This window comes from Nocardia xishanensis NBRC 101358, from assembly GCF_001613365.1.
Lineage (GTDB): Bacteria > Actinomycetota > Actinomycetes > Mycobacteriales > Mycobacteriaceae > Nocardia > Nocardia xishanensis.
Genome location: NZ_BDCF01000044.1, coordinates 34,517 through 54,405, shown reverse-complemented (window position 1 = coordinate 54,405; position 19,889 = coordinate 34,517). Strand labels below are relative to the sequence as shown.

At 68.7% G+C, this 19,889-nt stretch carries 19 protein-coding genes; 10 read left to right on the top strand and 9 right to left on the bottom strand.

Annotated features, from left to right (window positions below; translation table 11 throughout):
• Nucleotides 1–275 precede the first annotated feature (275 nt).
• The 3 genes from ku to NX1_RS26830 form a co-directional block, all read right to left on the bottom strand.
• On the bottom strand, nucleotides 276–1,232 hold the full coding sequence (ku, locus tag NX1_RS26840; protein WP_068064914.1) for a non-homologous end joining protein Ku: 957 nt from the start codon (nucleotides 1,230–1,232) through the stop codon (nucleotides 276–278).
• Nucleotides 1,232–2,368: a lycopene cyclase family protein gene (locus tag NX1_RS26835; RefSeq protein ID WP_084501785.1), complete on the bottom strand. Its 1,137-nt coding sequence runs from the start codon at nucleotides 2,366–2,368 to the stop codon at nucleotides 1,232–1,234. The genes ku and NX1_RS26835 overlap by 1 nt, the downstream gene beginning before the upstream one ends.
• Nucleotides 2,369–2,450: 82 nt before the next feature.
• On the bottom strand, nucleotides 2,451–3,215 hold the full coding sequence (locus tag NX1_RS26830) for an SDR family oxidoreductase (protein ID WP_068064911.1): 765 nt from the start codon (nucleotides 3,213–3,215) through the stop codon (nucleotides 2,451–2,453).
• A gap of 186 nt (nucleotides 3,216–3,401) precedes the next feature.
• On the opposite strand from NX1_RS26830, the gene NX1_RS26825 reads away from it, so the two are divergent.
• The gene (locus NX1_RS26825) at nucleotides 3,402–5,033 is read left to right on the top strand and encodes an ABC-F family ATP-binding cassette domain-containing protein (protein ID WP_068064909.1); all 1,632 of its coding nucleotides are present in this window, start codon (nucleotides 3,402–3,404) and stop codon (nucleotides 5,031–5,033) included.
• Nucleotides 5,034–5,116: 83 nt separating this feature from the next.
• Nucleotides 5,117–5,356 (top strand): helix-turn-helix domain-containing protein, encoded by a 240-nt coding sequence (locus NX1_RS26820; protein WP_068064907.1) that lies wholly within the window; start codon nucleotides 5,117–5,119, stop codon nucleotides 5,354–5,356.
• A 153-nt stretch (nucleotides 5,357–5,509) separates the two neighbouring features.
• On the opposite strand, the gene NX1_RS26815 is transcribed toward NX1_RS26820, so the two are convergent.
• The 4 genes from NX1_RS26815 to NX1_RS26800 form a co-directional block, all read right to left on the bottom strand.
• On the bottom strand, nucleotides 5,510–6,472 hold the full coding sequence (locus NX1_RS26815) for an MvdC/MvdD family ATP grasp protein (protein WP_068064904.1): 963 nt from the start codon (nucleotides 6,470–6,472) through the stop codon (nucleotides 5,510–5,512).
• Between the two features lie 12 nt (nucleotides 6,473–6,484).
• On the bottom strand, nucleotides 6,485–6,940 hold the full coding sequence (locus tag NX1_RS26810; protein WP_068064901.1) for a hypothetical protein: 456 nt from the start codon (nucleotides 6,938–6,940) through the stop codon (nucleotides 6,485–6,487).
• A 259-nt stretch (nucleotides 6,941–7,199) separates the two neighbouring features.
• The gene (locus NX1_RS26805) at nucleotides 7,200–7,616 is read right to left on the bottom strand and encodes an acyl-CoA thioesterase (RefSeq protein ID WP_068064896.1); all 417 of its coding nucleotides are present in this window, start codon (nucleotides 7,614–7,616) and stop codon (nucleotides 7,200–7,202) included.
• A 79-nt stretch (nucleotides 7,617–7,695) separates the two neighbouring features.
• Nucleotides 7,696–8,199, bottom strand: a complete 504-nt coding sequence (locus tag NX1_RS26800; RefSeq protein ID WP_068064891.1) for a cupin domain-containing protein — start codon at nucleotides 8,197–8,199, stop codon at nucleotides 7,696–7,698.
• A gap of 69 nt (nucleotides 8,200–8,268) precedes the next feature.
• Between NX1_RS26800 and NX1_RS26795 the strand changes: the two genes are divergently transcribed.
• Nucleotides 8,269–8,775 carry a MarR family winged helix-turn-helix transcriptional regulator gene (locus NX1_RS26795; RefSeq protein WP_068064888.1) on the top strand — a complete coding sequence of 169 codons (507 nt, stop codon included), beginning with the start codon at nucleotides 8,269–8,271 and terminating at the stop codon, nucleotides 8,773–8,775.
• A 125-nt stretch (nucleotides 8,776–8,900) separates the two neighbouring features.
• On the top strand, nucleotides 8,901–9,692 hold the full coding sequence (locus NX1_RS26790) for a hypothetical protein (protein WP_068064886.1): 792 nt from the start codon (nucleotides 8,901–8,903) through the stop codon (nucleotides 9,690–9,692).
• A gap of 6 nt (nucleotides 9,693–9,698) precedes the next feature.
• Here the strand turns inward: NX1_RS26790 and NX1_RS26785 are convergent, their stop codons facing one another.
• Both NX1_RS26785 and NX1_RS26780 read right to left on the bottom strand, forming a co-directional pair.
• Nucleotides 9,699–10,265, bottom strand: a complete 567-nt coding sequence (locus tag NX1_RS26785) for a TetR/AcrR family transcriptional regulator (protein ID WP_068064884.1) — start codon at nucleotides 10,263–10,265, stop codon at nucleotides 9,699–9,701.
• Nucleotides 10,266–10,365: 100 nt separating this feature from the next.
• The gene (locus NX1_RS26780; RefSeq protein ID WP_068064882.1) at nucleotides 10,366–13,167 is read right to left on the bottom strand and encodes an aconitate hydratase; all 2,802 of its coding nucleotides are present in this window, start codon (nucleotides 13,165–13,167) and stop codon (nucleotides 10,366–10,368) included.
• A 289-nt stretch (nucleotides 13,168–13,456) separates the two neighbouring features.
• On the opposite strand from NX1_RS26780, the gene NX1_RS26775 reads away from it, so the two are divergent.
• From NX1_RS26775 to fabG1, 6 genes are all read left to right on the top strand, one after another.
• Nucleotides 13,457–14,032 (top strand): Rv1476 family membrane protein, encoded by a 576-nt coding sequence (locus NX1_RS26775; RefSeq protein WP_068064879.1) that lies wholly within the window; start codon nucleotides 13,457–13,459, stop codon nucleotides 14,030–14,032.
• A 265-nt stretch (nucleotides 14,033–14,297) separates the two neighbouring features.
• On the top strand, nucleotides 14,298–15,716 hold the full coding sequence (locus NX1_RS26770; RefSeq protein WP_068064875.1) for an NlpC/P60 family protein: 1,419 nt from the start codon (nucleotides 14,298–14,300) through the stop codon (nucleotides 15,714–15,716).
• Nucleotides 15,717–15,832: 116 nt separating this feature from the next.
• Complete coding sequence (locus NX1_RS26765) at nucleotides 15,833–17,008, top strand: AAA family ATPase (RefSeq protein ID WP_174555528.1); 1,176 nt, start codon at nucleotides 15,833–15,835, stop codon at nucleotides 17,006–17,008.
• A 32-nt stretch (nucleotides 17,009–17,040) separates the two neighbouring features.
• Entirely contained in the window at nucleotides 17,041–17,997 is a 957-nt protein-coding gene (locus NX1_RS26760; protein WP_157120095.1) for a DUF58 domain-containing protein, read from the top strand.
• On the top strand, nucleotides 17,994–18,998 hold the full coding sequence (locus NX1_RS26755; RefSeq protein ID WP_068064870.1) for a VWA domain-containing protein: 1,005 nt from the start codon (nucleotides 17,994–17,996) through the stop codon (nucleotides 18,996–18,998). Before NX1_RS26760 ends, NX1_RS26755 begins: the two co-directional genes overlap by 4 nt.
• Nucleotides 18,999–19,076: 78 nt before the next feature.
• Nucleotides 19,077–19,799, top strand: coding sequence for a 3-oxoacyl-ACP reductase FabG1 (gene fabG1 / locus NX1_RS26750; protein ID WP_068064867.1), 723 nt, complete (start codon nucleotides 19,077–19,079; stop codon nucleotides 19,797–19,799).
• Nucleotides 19,800–19,889 lie beyond the last annotated feature (90 nt).

Here is a 19,889-nt window from a genome sequence, read left to right as displayed (position 1 = left end):
TCTGTGCCGCAATTAATAGTCAAGCCACGAAAAATAGGGGCGCCCGGCATGATTCGCGGGTGTGGCCGGGCGCTCGGCGTCCGCCGCGGCCCTCGCCCGCCGGCCGGCCGCGGCGGATGAGATCGCGCTTGTTTCCCAGTGTGACGGGTGGCAGCGCCGCGCCCGCGTCCGCTTGCGGCTCTTCGGGATTGGGGGGCACGAACAGTGTGACGGGTCGCGGCGAGATGGAAGCCACTGCGGGTCATCGGTGTCGCCGCCCGAGGCGCGAGCCCGCGCTATGCGCCTTTCCGCGCGGGCGTCTTCTTCGCGGCCTTCTTGGCAGGCTTCTCGGCGGTCTTCTTGGTGGCCTTCGCCGCCTTGGTCGTCTTGGCGGCCTTCGCGGTCTTCTTCGCGGGCGCGGCCTTCTCCGCGGTCTTCTTCGCCGCGCCGCCGGAGCCTGCCGCGCGCCTGCCGCTGGCCTCCAGGCTGCGCTGCAGCGCGGCGACCAGATCGACCACCTCGGCGTCCATCTCGGCGGCGACGGGCTCGGGCTTGGCGGTCACCCGGTCGCTGCCGCTCGCGATCGCCTCGTCGAGCATCTTCTGCAGTTCGGCCTGGTAGTCGTCGGTGAACTGGCTCGGGTCGAAATCGTCGGACATGGATTCGACGAGCGTCTCGGCCATCTTGATCTCCTGCGGCCGCGGTTCGGACGCGTCCTCCAGCGATTCGAACTCTACGGCGCGCACTTCGTCGGGCCACAGCAGTGTCTGGAGCACCAGCATGCCCTCGCGCACTCGCAGCGCGGCAAGGCGGGTCTTCTGGCGCAGCGTGAAGTGGACCAGCGCGGTCCGATCGATGCGCTCCAGCGTGGTCGCCAGCAGCACGTATGCCTTCGGCGTGTTGGAGTCCGGCTCGAGGTAGTAGCTCTTGTCGAACAGGATCGGGTCGATCTGCTCGGACGGCACGAACTGCAACACCGGGATCTCGTGCTTCTCGGCGGCGGGCAGGCGGGCGAAATCCTCGTCGGAGAGGATCACCGTGTCCCCGTCCGGGGATTCGTACGCCTTGGCGATATCGACGTAGTCCACCGGCTTGCCGTCGACGGTGCAGACGCGCTGGTATTTGATCCGGCCGCCGTCCTTGGCGTGCACCTGGTGGAATTTGATGTCGTGGTCCTCGGTGGCGGTATACACCTTGACCGGGACGTTTACCAGCCCGAATGCAATCGAGCCCTTCCAGATAGCTCGTGCCATCACTCCATGATGGCCGAACCACCCGGCCCGCGCGAGCGAACCGGGATCCCCGAGGTCGCGGCGGCGATTCGCACTCGCGTGCCGGCCGGAAGCGCGGTGAAAAGCGCGCGCATCGCGGCGATGGTCCCGCCGAGGTCGGTGCGACCCGAGAGGTAGGCGCGCTGCAGGGGCGCGGGCAGGGCGAAGAACGCGTCGAAGAACCCGGGGACGTCGGCGGGCGGCAGCGCGAGCAGTGCGCGCAGCCCGGCCGCGCGCAAGGCGCTTACGGCGCGGGCGGACGGCGGCCACGCATTGCCTCCCGCGGCGACCGTGTCGGCGGCGTCGAGCGCGGCCGCCACACTGTAACCCGTTGCGGGATGGGTGAATCCGCCCGCCGCACCGAACGAGCGCCGACCGGGACGGCCGCCCTGCACCGGAAAGCGCACCCGCTCGACGGGCTCGTCGCCGTCGAGCGCGATACCGCGCGCCCGCAACCGGTGCCGCAGCCGGGTGCGCAGTTCGCCGATGTCGAGGGCGGGCCGCCCGGCCAGGCAGGTCTCCTCGAGCAGCAGCGCGCCGCCGCCGAGCGGCACCGCGTACAGGAACGAGCGCGGCGCGACCGGATCCGCGCCGTTGTCGGCGCGCCAATCCATGAACATCGGTTCGATCCCAGCCGCCGTGCTCGCGTCGACGACCACACCGTAGGCGGTCTGCTCGGCACGGGCGGGGGAGCGGGCGATGCCGCGCGCATCGATCACCCGGCCTGCGGTCAGCACCCGACCCGAGGCCAGCGTCACAGCGTTCCGATCGAGCCGTACGGCGCGATCGGTGACGATCTCGGCTCCGGCCAACGCGAGCGAGTCGCGCAGCCGCTCGTTGTCGAGGACGACGTAGGGCCGATCCAGCTCGTGCCGCCGGGTGCCCCAGGCCGTGGGGCGTGCCACGGTCGCCGCCGCGACGAGCGTGGGATTCAGCCACTCCGGCAGTTCGTCGGCCCAGGCCGCGTAGGTCGCGGTCCATCGTCGCGACGGCGACGGATCGACCGCGACCACGGACATCCCTCTGCTCAGGCACCGGTGCGCCAGCGCGCGTCCGGCCGGGCCGAGACCGCAGACGACGACGTCGGCCGTCACGGCGGCGGCGCCGGACGGCGGCACGGCGCGATCACGGCTCGGCGCATCGGTTGCTGCCCTCCCGTCGACTCGGTCCCGCCGAACTGGTTCCGGCCCGATGTCCGGCTCAGATGCCTCCGGTGGAGAGCAGTCCGCCGTCGACCCGCACGGTCTCGCCGGTGATCCACGCGGCCTCGTCCGACACCAGGAACGCGATCAGCCGCGCGACGTCCTCCGGCACGCCGAGCCGCTTCATCGGGTACACCGCCGCCGCCCGCTCCTCGTCCGCGGAGTAGAGCGCATCGGCGAACTTGGTCTTGACCACGCCCGGCGCCACCGCGTTCACCCGGATCTTCGGGCCCAGCTGCCAGGCCAGCTCGCCGGTGAGGTGGATGAGCGCGGCCTTGGAGGCGCCGTAGGCGGCGATCACGCCGCTGGACCTGATGCCCGCGACGCTCGCGACGTTCACGATCGCACCGCCGTGCTCGCCCATCCACGCCTTGTACGCCTCCTGGATGTACCCGAGCGCGGCGACCACGTTCACGTCGAAGATCTTGCGCACGGCGTCCAGGTCGGCGTCCATCAGCGCGCCGTAGATCGGGTTGATGCCGGTGTTGTTGACCAGGATGTCGATCGAACCGAATTCCGAGACGGCGCGCCCGACCGCGGCCGCGCGGCTGTCCGGGTCGCCGGAGTTGCCCGCCAGCGCGACGACCTCGCCCTGGTGGCCGAGCGCGCGCAGCTCGGCGGCGGCCTCCTCCAGCGGTTCGGGTTTCCGCGCGGTGATCACCACGTTCGCGCCGCGGCGCAGCAGCTCGGCCGCCACCGCCTTGCCGATGCCCCGGCTGGCCCCGCTGACCAGCGCGCTCTTGCCCAACAGATCGGTACTCATGGCACCGAACGCTACCGAAGCCGGGCGAACGGCAGTTATCGCGGTCACACCGGCTTCCTCTGGTGCGTGGCTGCATCCGGGCCCGGGTAAAATCGGTGGTTCTCGTGCGTTTCGGGGCGCACAATCGGGCAGCGAGCCCGGCCCCGCCGTACCAGTCCAGCAACGCCATCCGTGAGGAGCCCATCTGTGATCACCGCGACCGACCTCGAGGTCCGGGCCGGAGTCCGCACCCTGCTGTCGGCGCCCGGTCCCGCGCTGCGGGTACAGGCCGGTGACCGCATCGGACTGGTCGGGCGCAACGGCGCGGGCAAGACAACCACGCTGCGCATCCTGGCGGGCGAGGGCGAGCCGTACGCGGGAAAGATCCTGCGCTCCAGCGAGATCGGTTATCTGCCGCAGGATCCGAAGGAAGGAAACCTGGACGTGCTCGCGCGCGACCGGGTGCTCTCGGCCCGCGGTCTGGACACGCTGATCCGGGACATGGAGAAGCAGCAGGCGCTGATGGCCGAGGTGGCCGACGAGAAGGAGCGCGAGAAAGCGGTCCGCAAGTACGGCAGGCTCGAGGAGCGGTTCTCGGCGCTGGGCGGTTACGTCGCCGAGAGCGAGGCCGCGCGCATCTGCCACAGCCTCGGCCTGCCCGACCGGGTGCTCGGCCAGCCGCTGCGCACCCTCTCCGGCGGTCAGCGCCGCCGAATCGAATTGGCGCGCATCCTGTTCTCCGCCTCCGACGGCAGTGGCGGGCGCTCGGACCGCATCCTGCTGCTCGACGAGCCGACCAACCACCTCGACGCCGACTCGATCACCTGGCTGCGCGGGTTCCTGCAGAGCCACGACGGCGGCCTGATCGTGATCAGTCACGACGTCGAGCTGCTCGACGCGGTGGTCAACAAGGTGTGGTTCCTCGATGCCGTGCGCGGCGAGGCCGACGTCTACAACATGGGCTGGAAGAAGTACCTCGACGCTCGCGCCACCGACGAACAGCGCCGCCGCCGTGAGCGCGCCAACGCCGAGAAGAAGGCTTCCGCGCTCAAGGCGCAGGCCGCCAAGCTGGGCGCCAAGGCGACGAAAGCCGTTGCGGCGCAGAACATGGTCAAGCGCGCGGAGCGGTTGCTCGACGAGCTGGACGACGTGCGGGTCGCCGACAAGGTGGCCAGGATCAAGTTCCCCGAGCCCGCCGCGTGCGGCAAGACTCCCCTGATGGCCGAGAACCTGACCAAGATGTACGGCTCGCTGGAGATCTTCACCGGCGTCGACTTGGCGATCGATCGTGGCAGCCGGGTCGTGGTGCTCGGCCTCAACGGCGCGGGCAAGACCACGCTGCTGCGCCTGCTGGCCGGGGTGGAACAGCCGACGGCGGGCGGGCTGGTGCCGGGGCACGGCCTGAAGATCGGCTACTTCGCCCAGGAGCACGACACCCTCGACGACGACGCCACGGTCTGGGAGAACATCCGGCACGCGGCGCCGGACGCGGGTGAGCAGGACCTGCGCGGCCTGCTCGGCGCGTTCATGTTCACCGGTCCGCAGCTCGACCAGCCCGCGGGCACCCTGTCCGGTGGTGAGAAAACCCGTCTCGCGCTGGCCGGGCTGGTGTCCTCGGCGGCCAATGTGCTGCTGCTCGACGAGCCGACCAACAACCTGGACCCGGTCTCCCGCGAGCAGGTGCTCGACGCCCTGCGCACCTACGCGGGGGCCGTCGTGTTGGTCACCCACGATCCCGGCGCGGCCGAGGCGCTGTCCCCGGAGCGGGTCATTCTCCTCCCCGACGGCACCGAAGACCACTGGTCCGCGGAATATTTGGAACTTATTCAGCTTGCGTGAGTTTCATCACACGAACCCGTTGATCACGGACTGCTCAGTGCTTAGCCTGGAAAGACGCGCTGCTCGGCGACTCGGAGGAAGCCATGAGCGACAGGGCCACACAAAGCAAGGCCGTTTTGGGTAAGGGCACACGCGTCACGGGGAAATCGCGTGACCGTCTGCAATCGCAGCTGAAGAAGCAATACGAGGCGGGCGCCAGCATCCGCTCGCTGGCGCGGTCGACGGGGCGCTCGTACGGCTTCATCCACAATGTGCTGGTGGAGTCGCACGTGCAGCTCCGCAGCCGCGGTGGAGCCAACCGCCGTAAGGGCGCGGCCAAGTAGCGTCCGCGCCGGTCCGAAACCGGTGGCTGCGCAGCATCTTTCGCAGCCACCGCGAGGAATTCGTGATGTCCGCACCGTTCGGGATGCCGTGACGGCGCGCGGCGGGACGAACCCGGTCCGGCGCGAGATCGCGGGACGTCGGCCGAGCCTCGTTCAGTACCCGGGGACCATGCCGTCGCTGTGCACGAGCAGGTTGGACAGGCTGCGGAAGATCGGCAGGCCGGTCTTGATCTCCAGGTAGGCGAACTGACCCTGCGGGTTGACCTCGAGGAAGTAGTACTCGCCGTCCAGCCCGAGGCGCAGGTCGAGCACGCCGAAGCTCAGGCCCAGCGCGCCCATGAGCGTGGCCAGGGATTTGCTCACCGAGGCGGGCAGCTGGTCGCGGGCGAAGTCGACGGAGGTGTCCAGCCGCGAATCGACCCGGCCGACGCCGGCCTGGGAATCGATGCGCACCGTCCACGCGATGCCGTCCACCCACACCACGCGCAGATCGCACTCGGCCTGGATGTAGTCCTGGAACGTCGTCGGCGCCGATCGGATGCCCGCCAGCTTGCCGAAGTCGGCCGCCGTGATGACCCTGGTCTCGGCGAACTCCGCGCGCCCTGTGCCGGTGCGCTTGTAAACCACTGGGCCCGGCCGTGATTCGGCGAAGCTGCGGGCCTCGTCGGGATCGTTGGTGATCAGCGTCTCCGGTATCGCGAATCCGGCGCGCTGTGCCGTCTCGAGCTGGACGATCTTGCGGGCCGCGGTGCGGTCGGCGCCCGGATCGTTGATCCAGAACGCCGGGATCGACCACAGCAGGCCCTGGATGAAGCCGTCGCACTCGGCTTGGCGGTAGGCGTCGTCGGAGGCGCGCACCCCGCCGGGCACCCGGCACGGGTGCGGTCGACGCCACCACACCGAGCGGACGGTGTCGAGCCCGATCACGTGCGAGAGCGAGCGCGTCGTACCGAGCCGGTCCAGCCGGAAACTGCCTGACTCGCGCGGGAAGTCGCGTAGGTCGAGGTGTATCGGACTGAGCCCGTGGTGTTCTCGCAATGTCGCCGCCATCGCGGTGGCGTGCAGATCATCGGATTCGGACACGATCAGGACCGAGCCTGGGAGACGGCTCACCATGGGCAGGTCCGCTCAGTCGAGACTGTCGCAGTTGATGCCGTCGTCACTGGTCGCGAACGATTTCGTCTGGCAATAGGTATAGGTCGCGCCGCTGCCCGCCGGGTAGTCCACCAGCCGTAACCGATCCGCCCAGGTGGCCGTGAGTTGTTGCAGCAGTTCGTCGCCCAGCGCTTCCGAGGGCGCCGCGGCGATGGTCATCGGGCGGTCGACGAGATCGATGCGCAGCCTGCGGGTGAAGTCGGCGGTGGCGCCGGGGCGGATGTCCACCAGCACCGGCCTGCCGTCGCCCGCGTGGTCGTCGGCGGCGTTGTCGAGCATGCGGAGCACATCGTCACGGCGGAAGGTCCACGTGCCCTCGGCGACGCGGACGGTGATCTCGCGTTCCGACTCGGCCACCAAACGGCCCTGCAGCGCGGGTACGCGGTCTTCCGTCGACGTGACACCGGGGCGGTGGATTGCGTCGGCCATGGTCTGCTCTCCGATCTGCTCGCGATTTGCCAGGACCCCCGAGCGTGAACCGAATCATAACGCGGGAGGGGGCTGCCCCGGCCCGGATCGAAAGATTTCACGGCCGTTGGCAAACCGGATCCGGACGCGGAAGCCGCTAGCGCCGAAAGATTTTCGACAGTCCGAAAATGGGCCTACCGCAATCTTTCAGCTAATTCCATCTGGGGGTAGCGGACGAGCATTGCCCAAGATTGGCGGCCATGCCGCCCGCGCCGCGACGCTACAGGCCGAGCAGATCCGGTCGCTCGGCGAGGGCTCGGAAACGTTCGGCAGGCTCGGCGACCAGCTTGCGCTCGGTCAGATCGAGCACGCCGCCGGTCACCGAGACCTCGGCCGAGAGGGTGCCGTCGAGCTTGCGGATCTGCTGGTGCATACGGAAGATCTTGCCCGCCGCCCACTCGAATTCGCAGCTGATCGTCACCTCGTCGCCGCCGCGCAGTTCGCGGAAGTACTTGATCGTGTTCTCCAGGACCACCGGGCCGATGCCTGCCGCGATGAGCTTTTCCTGGGCGATCCCGGCGGCGCGCAGCAGCTCCCAGCGGGCATGCTCGGCGTACTGCAGGTATACCGCCTGATTCAGGTGGCCTTGGACGTCGAGTTCGTATCCGCGGACGACGACTGAGACGGAAAAGGTCATGCCAGGGCGAACCCGTCGCGTCCCGCGGATGTTCCCGTGCGCGCGGAAGTTTTGCGTCACAGTTTTGTGCGCCAATGCATTACCGCCGGTTGGCGGTGCGCTCGGCCCACCATTGCGGCGCGTCGACGAAGTGGTTGTCGAACTCCTCCTGCGAGGCGGCCAGATCGGCGAGGGTCGATTCGCCCTTGCCGAGGCGGTCGAGCAGACGGAAGTACTCGAAACGTTCGACGCCGGGCATGAGCGCGATCAGCAGCCGCGCGGAGCTCTCCGGTGACGCGCCGAACGCGTGCGGCATGAGCTTGGGAACCACGAGCGCGCCGCCGGCGCCGACGGTGACGATCTTGTCGCCCGCCAGCACCTGGACTTCGCCTTCTGTCACGTAGAACAGCTCGTCGGACTTGGTGTGGTAGTGCGGCGCGGCCCCGTCGGCGCCGCGGTCCATGGTGACCTCCAGGCTGCTGACCGACCCGCCGGTCTCGTTCGCGTCGATCAAGAGGCGCATGCGCACGCTGTCGGTGCCGAGGTTCTCCGCCTCGTGCGGCTGACGGATGGCGGCGTCGCGGTGGGGGAGGGCGCTGGTCATGTCTGCTCCAGTAGTTCGGTGATTGATAATTCGCTACCGAACTATATCCCAGCGAATAGAATTCTGTCCATGACCGAAGCGAGAATGGATCCCGTCGACGCGATCGCCGAGCAGTGGGGGCGCGAGCGCCCCGATCTCGACCTGGAGGCAATGGCGATCATCGGACGGCTCGGGCGGCTGACGATCGTGGCGCAGCACGCGATCGAGGCGGTGTTCACCGCGCACGGCTTGCAGCGCGGCGAGTTCGACGTGCTTGCCGCCCTTCGCCGTTCGGGCGCGCCCTTCGAGTTGAACCCGTCCGTGCTCGCCGACACCCTGATGCTGTCCCGCGCGGGCATGACCGGACGCCTCGACCGGCTGGAATCGGCGGGTCTGGTGCGCCGTCTCGCCGACGCGTCCGACCGGCGCGCCGTTCGTGTCGCGCTGACCGACGAGGGTAAGGAGCTCGTCGACACCGTGGTCACCGCGCACACGCGCAACGAGACCCGCATCCTCTCGGTGCTTTCCGCGCAGGACCGAAAGGATCTGGACCGCATCGCGCGGCGCCTGCTCGCCAGTCTCGAAGGCCAGGACTGACATTCGCCGGGCGCGTCGGAAAGACCATCGCGCGAAATCGAGTAGTGCACTACTCGTGTGCGCCGCGCCGCGCGGACCTACCGTGTGGCTCTGACTCCAGAATTCCAGGCGGGCAAGGAGTACCGATGATCGACATCATCACCCTCCGGGGCACCGGCGAGCCCCGGAACGCGGACGGCGCACCCGCGGGCATGCTGCGCGACGTCACCAAACTGCTCGATCCGGAGAAGTTCACCGCGTTCGAGCCGGACTGGCCGGCGTCGGTCGGCCCGGCGCCGGAGGTGTGGGGTCCCTCGCTGGAGACCTCGGTCCGGCTCGGCATCGCGGCCGGCGTGCGCGCGATTCAGGATTCGCCCAATGTGTGTGGGCTGCTGAGCTATTCGCTGGGCGGGATCTGCGCGAGCCGCATACTGGAGGGCGTCAGGTCGGGCGAGTACCGCAATGTCGACGGCTCGCCGCTGGAGATCGCGTTCGTGGTGAACATCGCCAACCCGCTGCGCAAAGCGGGTCAGTCCGTGGGCAACCTGTGCCCGCCGTCCACCTACGGGCTGCACGGCCAGCGCGGCGCGTGGCCGAGCCTCGACGTCAAGGAATACGCCAATCCCGGTGACATCATCACGTCCTCGCCCGCGGACTCCCCGCTGCGCGTGATCGATGTAGGCATCTCACCGTTCTCGTTCGTCGAGGGCGCTCGCTTCGGGAACGTGACCCCGCTGATCTTCGACGAACTGCTGCGCTTCCTGTTACAGAACCCGCTGGCGAACCTGGACCGCTACACCAGGGCGATGCACGGCGTCATCGGGTACCTCACCCCGTGGCCGGACGGCCAGCACGTTCTCTACTCCGGTCACAACATGCCCGGCACGAACGTCCTCTGGACGACGCACGCCGCCGACTACCTGAACGCCACGTACTGAGGCGGGTCAGTCCTTGCGGCGTACCGAGGCTTCGACGAGATCGAGGACGGCGGAGAGGTTCTCGTTGGTGTGGCCGGAGGCGATCCTGGCGATGAGGCCGTCGAGGACCAGGTCGAGATAGCCGAGCAGGACGTCGGTGGGGACGTCGTCGCGCAGCGCGCCCGCGGCCTTGCGACGCTCGAGGCGGGCAAGAGTGGCCGCGGTCAGATCGGCCGAGCGCTGGGTCCAGCCCGCGCGGAACTCGGGATCGGTGCGCAGCCGCCGCGCGATCTCCAAACGGGTGCCGAGCCAATTGAATTGCTCGGGGTGGGCGAGCATATCGCGCATCACTTGCACGATGCCCTGATTGGCCGCGACGTCGGCCATCCGCTCGGCGTCCTCCTGCGCCAGCGCGAGGAACAGCGCGTCCTTGTCGCGGAAGTGGTGGAAGATGGCGCCGCGGGACAGGCCGATGGCCTCCTCGAGGCGGCGCACGGTAGCGCCGTCGTATCCGTATTCGGCAAAGCAGCGCCGCGCCCCGTCGAGAATCTGACTGCGCCGGGCGGCGAGGTGGTCATCACTGACCTTGGGCATGGCGTAGCTCCTCCGAAGCGGGTGGCGCGGCGGGATGCGGAGAGGTCCGCGCATCACCGAAGCGATGCGCGGACCCTCCGCGCGGGCGACAGTCGAGCCGTCAGCCGCGAATCATGTTGCGCAGCACGTACTGCAGGATGCCGCCGTTGCGGTAGTAGTCGGCCTCACCGGGGGTGTCGATCCGGACCACCGCGTCGAAGGTGATCTTCTCACCGCTTTCCTTGGTGGCGGTCACCTTCAAGGTCTTCGGAGTCACACCCTCGTTCAGCTTGGTGATGCCATCGATGTCGAAGGTCTCGGTGCCGTCGAGGCCCAGCGACTTCGCGCTCTCACCGGCCGGGAACTGCAGCGGGATGACGCCCATACCGATCAGGTTCGAGCGGTGGATGCGCTCGAAGGACTCGGTGATGACCGCCTTCACGCCGAGCAGGCGGGTGCCCTTGGCCGCCCAGTCGCGCGAGGAACCCGAGCCGTACTCCTTGCCGCCCAGCACGACCAGCGGGATGCCCGCGGCCTGGTAGTTCTGCGAGGCGTCGTAGATGAAGGCCTGCGGGCCGCCCTCCTGGGTGAAGTCACGGGTGTAACCGCCCGAGACGTCGTCGAGGAGCTGGTTGCGCAGCCGGATGTTGGCGAAGGTGCCGCGGATCATCACCTCGTGGTTACCGCGACGCGAGCCGAGGGAGTTGTAATCCTTGCGCTCCACGCCGTGCGAGTCCAGGTACTGCGCGGCCGGGGTGCCGGGCTTGATCGGGCCGGCCGGGCTGATGTGGTCGGTGGTGACCGAGTCGCCCAGCAGCGCGAGGACGCGAGCGCCCTTGATGTCGGTGACCGGCGACGGCTCGAGCGCCATGCCATCGAAGTACGGCGCCTTGCGGACGTAGGTCGAGTTCTCGTCCCACGCGAAGGTGTCGCCCTCGGGGGTGGACAGGTTCTGCCAGCGCTCGTCGCCCTTGAAGACGTCGGCGTAGGACTTGGTGAACATGTCACGGTTGATCGCCGACTTGATGGTGTCGTCGATCTCCTGCGGGGACGGCCAGATGTCGCGCAGGTAGACGTCGTTGCCCTCGGTGTCCTTGCCAAGCGAGTCGGTCTCGAAGTCGAAGTCCATCGTGCCCGCGAGCGCGTAGGCGATGACCAGCGGCGGCGAGGCCAGGTAGTTCATCTTCACGTCGGGCGAGATGCGACCCTCGAAGTTGCGGTTGCCGGAGAGCACCGCGGTGACCGAGAGGTCGTTGTCGTTGATCGCCTTGGAGATCTCCTCCGGCAGCGGGCCGGTGTTGCCGATGCAGGTGGTGCAGCCGAAGCCACCCACGTAGAAGCCGAGCTTCTCCAGGTACGGCCACAGGCCGGCCTTCTCGTAGTAGTCGGCGACGACCTGCGAGCCGGGGGCCATGTTGGTCTTGACCCACGGCTTGGAGGACAGGCCCTTCTCCACCGCGTTGCGGGCCAGCAGGGCGGCGCCCAGCATGACCGACGGGTTGGAGGTGTTGGTGCAGGAGGTGATACCCGCGACGACGACGGCGCCGTGATCGAGCACGAAGTCGCCGCGCTCGGGATCGGAGACCTTGATCGGCTTGGTCGGGCGGCCTTCGGAGCCGTTGGCGGCGGTCGGCAGCACGGCGTCGTCCTCGGCGAAGGACAGCACGGCCGGATCGCTGGCCGGGAAGGACTCCTCGACGGCCTCGTCCAGCTGGGAGTGCGGCGCGCTGTCACCTTCGGTGACGTAGTTGCAGATGTCCTTGCGGAAGGCGATCTTGCTCTCCGACAGCAGGATTCGGTCCTGCGGGCGCTTCGGGCCCGCGATGGACGGCACCACGGTGCTCAGGTCGAGCTCCAGGTACTCCGAGTAGGCGGGCTCGTGGTCGGGGTCGTGCCACATGCCCTGCTCCTTGGCGTACGCCTCGACGAGCGCGAGCTGCTCGTCGGTGCGGCCGGTGAGGCGCAGGTAGTTGATGGTCTCCGCGTCGATCGGGAAGATCGCTGCGGTGGAGCCGAATTCGGGGCTCATGTTGCCAAGGGTGGCGCGGTTGGCCAGCGGCACCTCGGCGACGCCCTTGCCGTAGAACTCGACGAACTTGCCGACCACACCGTGCTTGCGCAGCATGTCGGTGACGGTGAGCACGACGTCGGTGGCGGTCACGCCGGGCTGGATCTCGCCGGTCAGCTTGAAGCCGACGACGCGCGGGATGAGCATGGAGACCGGCTGGCCGAGCATGGCGGCCTCGGCCTCGATGCCGCCGACGCCCCAGCCGAGCACGCCGAGGCCGTTGACCATGGTGGTGTGCGAGTCGGTGCCGACGCAGGTGTCGGGGTAGGCCTGGCCGTTGCGGACCATGACGGTGGGCGCCAGGTACTCGATGTTGACCTGGTGCACGATGCCCATGCCCGGCGGGACGACGCGGAAGTCGTCGAAGGCGCCCTGGCCCCAGCGCAGGAACTGGTAGCGCTCGCCGTTGCGCTCGTACTCGAGCTCGACGTTGCGCTCGAGTGCGTCGGCGCGGCCGAAGACGTCGAGGATGACCGAGTGGTCGATGACCATATCGGCGGGGGAGAGCGGGTTGACCTTGTTCGGGTCGCCACCGAGGGCGGTGACGGCCTCACGCATGGTGGCGAGGTCGACGACACAGGGCACGCCGGTGAAGTCCTGCATGATCACGCGGGCCGGGGTGAACTGGATCTCGGTGTCGGGCTCGGCCGACGGATCCCAGTTCGCGATGGCGCGGATGTGGTCGGCGGTGATGTTGGCGCCGTCCTCGGTGCGAAGCAGGTTCTCCGCGAGGACCTTCAGTGCGTAGGGGAGTTTCTCGGTGCCCGGCACGGTCGAGAGACGGAAGATCTCGTAGGAGTTGCTTCCGACCTCGAGGGTGCCCTTGGCGCCGAAAGTATCGATACTTGTCGTCACGTCAGCTCCACTCGTCTGTGAGGGTTGGCCGCCGGCGGGGCTGTGCCGGCGACTCGAGTCTTTGGAGGGGCTCCTGCGCCTGGGGTAGCGCCGGTTCCTCGCGCCACGACTCTAACAGTACGCTTGTCCTGTGAACTGCGCGGGGGCCGTTCGGTGTGACGGGTGGCGGTGGACGAACATCCCGTCGCGTACTGTGCTTTCGAGCTAGTCGGGGTACTAGTAGCTCACCCTGCAGTGTTGGATGTCCGTCGCAGCGCCCGCTGACGCGGATCGACAGACCGGATGGAAGATGGCCCCCTCGTACACCTCGGTGTTCTCCCCCATGGCCGCGGAATTGCCGCCCACCATCAACGACAGCGCGTTGCGGACCATCAAGGCCGACGTCGCCGACAATCACGTGGCGACGCCGAAGGGGAAGGATCAGTCGGGCCTCGAGGCGATCGTGATGGAAGCGCGATCGCACGGGATCCCGCTCAGCATCGTGGTCATCCCCGGCAATCCAGGCCACGACTCCAATCTACGGGACCTGGCCACCGAGATCGGCAAGGTCCAGCACGGCACCGTGGTGGTGCTCAGCGACGACTGGGTCGGCACCTACAGCGATTCCATCAGCCGCGTGAGGCTGGAGTGGGCCGAGGACGCGGCCAAGGGCAAGCAGGGTAACTCGGTCGAGGCGGCCCGTGACTTCGTCGGCCACCTCGAGGAGCCGGAGAGCGTGTCGTGGACCGCGATCACCAGTGTGTTGCTGGCGGTCACCGCGATCACCATCGCCGGACTCTACTGGGTGAAATCGCGGCGCGCTGCGGGCGAATCCGCGGCCGCGACCGTCGCCGAGCGCGATGAGCTCGGCGCTCCCATTCGATAAGCGGTTTGCCTTCCGGCGCTTTTCCTGACGATCGGTCTGTTCAACTCCCAAGCTCCGATCGGATCTCCGGCTAATTCTGGGCAATGCGAAAATTTCGCGCGTGTGTTTATGTTGCTGGAGTTCTTTTAGTGAAAGAAGTGCCGTACGGTTCATGTAGTTACTGATGGGAAAACTGTGTAGTCGAGGGCTACCCGCCGACCACTGAGCTGAATGGTGCGGTCGGGGCTCGTGAGGCGAAGCCGCATTCGAGTCCTTGGGAGGTGCGATGCACAAAAGGGGTCCGACCGGTCGGTGCCGCCGACTATCGGTCGCTCTTGGGTTGCTGGTCTCCGCCGTCCTGGCCATGACCGCGGGACCGACCGCCGCAGTGCCACCCGCACCGCCCAATCCGAGCGACAGTGAGATCGCCGATGCCGGCGCGCGCGTCGACGCGGGCGTCACCGAGGTCGGCGCACTCATCAACCAGGTCGGCGCGGTGAACCAGCAACTGCAGGAACTCGACGACGCGGTGGCGCGCAAGCGCGAGGAAGTCAACAAGGCGCTGGTCGACCTGCAGAACGCGCGTGACGCCGCCGACGCGGCCGCGGCCGTCGTCGTGCAGACCCAGACCGACCTCTCCGAGGCCGGGACCGAGGTCGCGCAGGCGCGGCGGAACTTCGACGAATTCGCCACCCAGGCCTACACCCGGCCCGCGGGCGGCTCGATGGTCACCTATCTGTCGGCCTCGAGCCCCGGCGGCGCGATCGACCGGTCGCAGCTGCTCGGCCTGGTGACGAAGAACCAGCAGCAGGTGCTGGACGGATTGCGCCGCGCCCAGATCGAACAGGGCAACAGGAACTCCAGTGCGCGCCAAGCCAAATCGGAGGCCGACGCGGCCGCGGCGCTGGCCGAGCAGAAGAAGATCGAGGCCGAGCACGCGGTCTCCGCGGCCAAGGCCGAACTCGATCAGCAGACCGTGCGGCGCGACGATCTGTTGCGCGAGCGCGATGCCGCACAGGGCAGGCTCGACATCGCCCGCGCCAACGTCGCCGGGCTGCAGAGCCAACGGGACGCCTTCCTGGTCTGGGACGAAAGGCGCCGCGCCGAGGAGGCCGTGATCCGCGCCGCCGCCGAAGCCGCCGCCGCCCGCGCCGCCGTCGACCAAGCCGCGCGCGACCGGGCCGCCCAGGCGGGCAACGGCCGACGGCCGCACACCCAGCTCGAGAGCGCGCCCGGGCCCAGGCAGAGCAGGCCGCGGCCGAGCGGGCCGTCCGTGCACGGCTCGCAGGCGGTGGAAATCGTGGTGGACCGGGCGCTTTCGCAGCTCGGCGTGCAGTACGCCTGGGGCGGCGGCGACGAGGACGGGCCGACGCTCGGCATTCGCGACGGCGGCGTCGCCGACAGCCACGGCGATTTCGGCAAAGTCGGCTTCGACTGCTCGGGGCTGATGATCTACGCGTTCGCAGGAATCGGCGTCTCGCTGCCGCACTACAGCGGCTATCAGTACAACGCGGGCACCCGCGTTCCCATGAACGAGCGCGCCCGCGGCGACATGCTGTTCTGGGGCCCGAACGGCAGTCAGCACGTGGCGCTGTATCTGGGCGACGGAAAGATGGTGGAGGCGCCGGAGTCCGGCGACGTGGTGAAGGTGTCCCCGGTCCGCGAGAGCGGCATCATGCCGTACGCGGTCCGCATCGTGACCTGAGAAACCGTTGTCGATACGGCACGAATTCCCGTGATACCGGAGCCGGTTGCGGCATGCTGCGCGAATACCTGGAATAGTTGGGGCGAGCACGCACTAAGACCAAGGCGAAAGCGGGGATGTTGGTGACTTCGACGGACAGTGTGAGCGGGGCAGATCTGGCGAAAGAGGCGCCGGAGCCCGCGTCGGGCACCCTCGAGCGTGACGTTCAGACCCTGGAGAAGGCGATCTACGAGGTCAAGCGGGTCATCGTGGGTCAGGATCGGCTCGTCGAACGCTTGCTCGTCGGCGTCCTCGCGCGCGGCCACGTGCTGCTCGAGGGCGTGCCGGGTATCGCCAAGACCCTCGCGGTGGAGACCTTCGCCAAGGTGGTCGGCGGCTCGTTCTCCCGCGTCCAGTTCACCCCCGACCTGGTGCCGACCGACCTGATCGGTACCCGCATCTACCGCCAGGGCCGCGAGGAGTTCGACACCGAACTCGGCCCCGTCGTGGCCAATTTCGTGCTCGCCGACGAGATCAACCGCGCGCCGGCCAAGGTGCAGTCCGCGCTGCTCGAGGTGATGGCCGAGCGGCACGTGTCGATCGGCGGCAAGACCTACCCGATGCCGGACCCGTTCCTCGTCATGGCGACGCAGAACCCGATCGAGAGCGAGGGCGTGTACCCGCTGCCCGAGGCGCAGCGCGACCGCTTCCTGTTCAAGGTCGTCGTCGACTACCCCTCGGTCGAGGAGGAGCGCGAGATCATCTACCGGATGGGCGTCACCCCGCCCGAGGCCAAGCAGATCCTCGGCCCGGAAGACCTGATCCGGCTGCAGAAGGTCGCGGCCAACACGTTCGTGCACCACGCGCTGGTCGACTACGTGGTCAGGGTGATCGCGGCGACCCGCAAGCCGCTCGACTTCGGCATGGCCGACGTGGCGAACTGGATCGCCTACGGCGCCTCGCCGCGCGCCAGCCTCGGCATCATCGCCGCGGCTCGCGCCGTCGCGTTGATCCGCGGCCGCGACTACGTGGTGCCGCAGGACGTGGTCGAGGTGATCCCGGACGTGCTGCGCCACCGCCTCGTGCTGTCCTACGACGCGCTGGCCGACGAGATCAGCCCGGAGGACGTGATCAAGCGGGTGCTGCAGACCGTCGGCCTGCCGCAGGTCGCGCCGCAGGCGGTGAACTCCGGCGGTCAGGCCGCGCCCGCGCCGGGTGCGCCCCAGCCGCCGCACCAGCAGCAGATCCCGCAGCCGCCGCAGCAGAGCCAGCCGCAGATGGCTCCGGCCGCCGGCAACCACCAGACCAAGTGACGGCCGCGTCGGCCGCGCCCGAGGGTTCCCGAGTGACCACGTCATCGCACGCACCGCCGTCGTTCCGGGCCGGAGAGCTGACCGACCCGCGGCTCTCGGCGGCGCTGAGAACCCTGGAGCTCACCGTGCGCAGGCGCCTGGACGGCGTGCTGCACGGCGACCATCTCGGCCTCATCCCCGGCCCCGGCTCCGAACCCGGCGAATCCCGGATGTACCAGCCGGGTGACGATGTGCGCCAAATGGATTGGTCCGTCACCGCGCGCACCACGCATCCGCACGTGCGGCAGATGATCGCCGATCGCGAGCTGGAGACCTGGATGGTCGTCGACCTCTCGGCCAGCCTCGACTTCGGCACGGCGGCCTGCCAGAAACGTGATCTGGCCATCGCGGCCGCCGCGGCGATCACCCACCTCACCAGCGGCGGCGGCAACCGGATCGGCGCGGTCGTCGCCACCGGTGAGCAACTGGTGCGAATTCCCGCACGCAGCGGGCGAATTCACGCCCAGTCGCTCTTGCGCGGGGTGGCCACCACGCCGCACGCCCGCGACGGCGTGCGCGGTGATCTGCGCGGCGCCATCGAGTCGCTGCGCCGCCCGCAACGCAAACGCGGTCTCGCGGTGATCATCAGCGATTTCCTCGGCGAGATCGATTGGCAGCGTTCGCTGCGCGCCATCTCCGCGCGCCACGATCTGCTCGCGGTCGAGGTGCTCGACCCCCGGGATCTGGAACTGCCCGATGTGGGCGATGTCGTGCTGCACGACCCGGAGACCGGCCGCACCCGCGAGTTCAGCGTGACCCCAACGCTCCGTAGTGATTTCGCGGCCGCCGCCCAGCGGCACCGCGAGCAGGTCGAGCAGGCGCTGCGCAGCTGCGGCGCGCCCGTGCTGACCCTGCGAACCGATCGGGACTGGATCGCCGACGTGGTCCGGTTCGTGTCCACCCGGCGTCACAGCTTCGGCGCCCCGACCGGGCGGGTGCCGCGCCAGTGAGTATTTCGCATTTCACCGCACTGATCTGGCTCGGCTTCCTGGCGATCGTCGTATTGATCGCGCTCGGCTACGTGCTGGTGCAGCGCAGCAGGCACCGCCAGATGCTGCGCTTCACCAATATGGAGCTGCTGGAGAAGGTCGCGCCGGCGCGGCCGAGTCCGATGCGGCACGTGCCGATCGCGCTGATGCTGGTCGGCCTGATGTTCCTGACCGTCGCCGCGGCCGGTCCGACGGCGGTCAAGAAGGTGCCGCGCAACCGCGCGACAGTCGTTCTGGTGATGGACGTTTCGCTGTCCATGGAAGCCACCGACGTGCCGCCGAGCAGGCTCCAGGTCGCGCAGGAAGCGGGCAAGGCGTTCGTCGACGGCCTGACCCAGGGCATCAACCTCGGTTTCGTCACCTTCGCGGGCACCGCCTCGGTGATGGTGTCGCCCACGACGAACCGGGAGTCGGTCAAGGCCGCCATCGACAACATCAAGCTCGCCGAACGCACCGCGACCGGTGAAGGCATCCTGACCGCACTCCAGTCCATCGACACCCTGGCCACCGTGCTCGGCGGAGCGGAGACCCCGCCGCCCGCGCGCGTCGTGCTGATGTCCGACGGCAAGCAGACCGTCCCGGACGACAAGGACGTCGACAACCCGCGGCACGCGTTCACCGCCGCCCGCCTGGCCAAGAGCAAGGGCATTCCGGTGTCGACGATCTCCTTCGGCACCGAATGGGGTTCGGTGGAGATCCCGGATCAGGACGGGCAGGGCGCGCAGCGGGTCAAGGTGCCCGTCGACAACGACTCGTTGCGCGAGATCGCCCAGCTGTCCGGCGGCGAGTTCTACACCGCCTCCAGCCTCGAGGAACTCACCGCCGTCTACGACACGCTCGAAGAGCAGATCGGGTACGAGACGACGCGCGGCGACGCGAGCAGGCCGTGGCTGCTGCTCGGCATGCTGGTCGTCGCCGCGGGCATCGTGACCGGATTGCTCTATCGTCAACGCCTGCCGTAACGCCGCGCCGCTGTGGCATCGCACAGGGTGCGATGCCCGGGGCTCGGCGCACGAACCCGAACAGATAGGTTGATGCTTATGTCGAACATCACATCCCGGTCGGTCCTGGTGACCGGTGGTAACCGTGGCATCGGACTCGCGGTCGCGCAGCGTCTGGCCGCCGACGGCCACAAGGTGGCGGTCACTCATCGCGGGTCGGGGGCGCCGGACGGACTGTTCGGCGTGAAGTGCGATGTGACCGACACCGCGTCGGTGGACGCGGCGTTCGCCGAGGTGGAGGCCCACCAGGGCACCGTCGAGGTGCTCGTGGCCAACGCGGGCATCGTCGACAACACCCTGCTGATGCGGATGAGCGAAGACCAGTTCACCCGCGTCATCGACGCCAACCTGACCGGCGCGTGGCGCTGCGCCAAGCGCGCCAACCGCGCGATGCTGCGGGCCAAGTTCGGCCGGATCATCTTCCTCGGCTCGGTGGTCGGCCTCGGCGGCGGTCCAGGCCAGGTCAACTACGCGGCTTCCAAGTCGGGCCTGATCGGCATGGCGCGCTCGATCACCCGCGAAATCGGTTCCCGCAACATCACCGCCAACGTGGTCGCCCCCGGCTTCATCGAGACCGACATGACGCGCGAGGAAGTCACCGAGGAGATGCGCGAAGTGGTCCTGAAGTACGGCGTGCCCGCGGGCCGTCCCGGCCAGCCGGAAGAGGTCGCCGCCGCGATCAGCTTCCTCGCCTCCGACGACGCCTCCTACATCAACGGCGCGGTCATCCCGGTCGATGGCGGCATGGGCATGGGCCACTAGTACTTTCGTTCCGGGCGAGCTGCCCCGAACACCGTGGCGTCGCGCGGCGGGACGATGTCTCGCGCGCGACGGGCGACAACTCGACTTTCA

Excerpts from the sequence above, each read along its gene's own strand:
- ku (WP_068064914.1), bottom strand. The coding sequence starts at position 1,232 with ATGGCACGAGCTATCTGGAAGGGCTCGATTGCATTCGGGCTGGTAAAC.
- NX1_RS26830 (WP_068064911.1), bottom strand. The coding sequence starts at position 3,215 with ATGAGTACCGATCTGTTGGGCAAGAGCGCGCTGGTCAGCGGGGCCAGC.
- NX1_RS26820 (WP_068064907.1), top strand. The coding sequence starts at position 5,117 with ATGAGCGACAGGGCCACACAAAGCAAGGCCGTTTTGGGTAAGGGCACA.
- NX1_RS26815 (WP_068064904.1), bottom strand. The coding sequence starts at position 6,472 with ATGGTGAGCCGTCTCCCAGGCTCGGTCCTGATCGTGTCCGAATCCGAT.
- NX1_RS26810 (WP_068064901.1), bottom strand. The coding sequence starts at position 6,940 with ATGGCCGACGCAATCCACCGCCCCGGTGTCACGTCGACGGAAGACCGC.
- NX1_RS26805 (WP_068064896.1), bottom strand. The coding sequence starts at position 7,616 with ATGACCTTTTCCGTCTCAGTCGTCGTCCGCGGATACGAACTCGACGTC.
- NX1_RS26800 (WP_068064891.1), bottom strand. The coding sequence starts at position 8,199 with ATGACCAGCGCCCTCCCCCACCGCGACGCCGCCATCCGTCAGCCGCAC.
- NX1_RS26795 (WP_068064888.1), top strand. The coding sequence starts at position 8,269 with ATGACCGAAGCGAGAATGGATCCCGTCGACGCGATCGCCGAGCAGTGG.
- NX1_RS26790 (WP_068064886.1), top strand. The coding sequence starts at position 8,901 with ATGATCGACATCATCACCCTCCGGGGCACCGGCGAGCCCCGGAACGCG.
- NX1_RS26785 (WP_068064884.1), bottom strand. The coding sequence starts at position 10,265 with ATGCCCAAGGTCAGTGATGACCACCTCGCCGCCCGGCGCAGTCAGATT.
- NX1_RS26775 (WP_068064879.1), top strand. The coding sequence starts at position 13,457 with ATGGCCCCCTCGTACACCTCGGTGTTCTCCCCCATGGCCGCGGAATTG.
- NX1_RS26770 (WP_068064875.1), top strand. The coding sequence starts at position 14,298 with ATGCACAAAAGGGGTCCGACCGGTCGGTGCCGCCGACTATCGGTCGCT.
- NX1_RS26765 (WP_174555528.1), top strand. The coding sequence starts at position 15,833 with ATGTTGGTGACTTCGACGGACAGTGTGAGCGGGGCAGATCTGGCGAAA.
- fabG1 (WP_068064867.1), top strand. The coding sequence starts at position 19,077 with ATGTCGAACATCACATCCCGGTCGGTCCTGGTGACCGGTGGTAACCGT.